This is a genomic window from Mesorhizobium sp. M0040 (assembly GCF_040323505.1).
In the GTDB taxonomy this organism is placed as follows: domain Bacteria; phylum Pseudomonadota; class Alphaproteobacteria; order Rhizobiales; family Rhizobiaceae; genus Mesorhizobium.
Genome location: NZ_JAMYVA010000135.1, coordinates 1 through 1,168 on the forward strand (window position 1 = coordinate 1; position 1,168 = coordinate 1,168).

Genomic DNA, 1,168 nt, shown 5'->3' on the forward strand with positions numbered 1-1,168 from the left:
GGCAGGGGAATCGCATATGGCGATTTTGGGGTTGAGTTTAGGCTGAGAAAGGATTCTTTGGAGAGGCAGTTGAGCGAAGGAGCGACTGCCATTTCCTGCCTTGAGAGCTACTTTGGCGCGGTGCCTGATCCACGCGCGCCCAACGCCACGCACCGGCTTGGCGACCTGATCGTGATGATGATCGCAGCAAGCCTGTGCGGCGCCAGCAATGCGACGGAATTTGCCCTGTTCGCGCAGGAGCGCAAGCAGGCGCTGTCGCGGCTGATCGACTATGACGCAGCTCCCAGCCACGACACCTTCTCGCGGCTGCTGCGTCTGCTCGACCCGGAGGCCTTTGGTCGCGCCTTTGCTGCCTTTGCCGCAGCTTTCGCCCGAGCCAGCCGAGAGACGCCCGAGGTGGTGTCGCTTGACGGCAAGGCTTTGCGGCGAGCCTACGAGAAGGGCTTGGCAGCCAGTCCGCCGTTGACGGTGTCGGCCTTCGCCGCCGAGACCCGGCTGTGCCTGGCGGCAGTCTCGCCGAGCGATGGTGAGAACGAAGTCGAGGCCGCGCTCAAAGTCGTCGAACTCATTGATCTTACGGGCAGATTGGTCACCGCCGACGCGCTCCACTGCCACACCCGCATGGCTGCGGCCATTACCCAAAGAGGTGGCGATTACCTGCTTGCGCTGAAGGGCAACCGTCGTCATTGGCTGCGCCGTGCCAACCTGCAACTGGCCGACGCCACCCCTTCCATTGCCGAGCGGACCGAGACCAGCCACGGCCGCAACGAGTGGCGGCAGGCCGAGATCGTGGCGGCGGCCGAGCCGCTGATGCCCGGCCACCTGGCCTTCATCCGCATCACCAGCCGACGCGATCAGGCCAAGCCGTTGATGCGCCTGTTCATGGCCTCCACGCTCATGTCGCCGCAGCGGGCGCTCGACCTCACTAGAGCTCATTGGCAGATCGAGAACGGCCTGCATTGGATGCTCGATGTCCATCTCGATGAGGATCTCAGCCGTGCCCGCAAGGACAATGCCCCCGCCAACACGGCCCTTCTCAATCGCCTCGCCAGAAACATCCTTCAGGCCGCCGATGCTGCCAAAGTTCCCATCAGCCATCGCATCAAGAAATGCGCCTGGAACGACGACTATCTCATCAATGCCATCACTCATATGCGATAGCCCTGCC

At 63.2% G+C, this 1,168-nt stretch carries 1 protein-coding gene; it reads left to right on the top strand.

Annotated elements, in window-relative coordinates:
- The first annotated feature begins 69 nt into the window (after positions 1–69).
- Complete coding sequence (locus NKJ91_RS33620) at positions 70–1,161, top strand: ISAs1 family transposase (RefSeq protein ID WP_352458930.1); 1,092 nt, start codon at positions 70–72, stop codon at positions 1,159–1,161.
- The last annotated feature ends 7 nt before the right edge of the window (positions 1,162–1,168 follow it).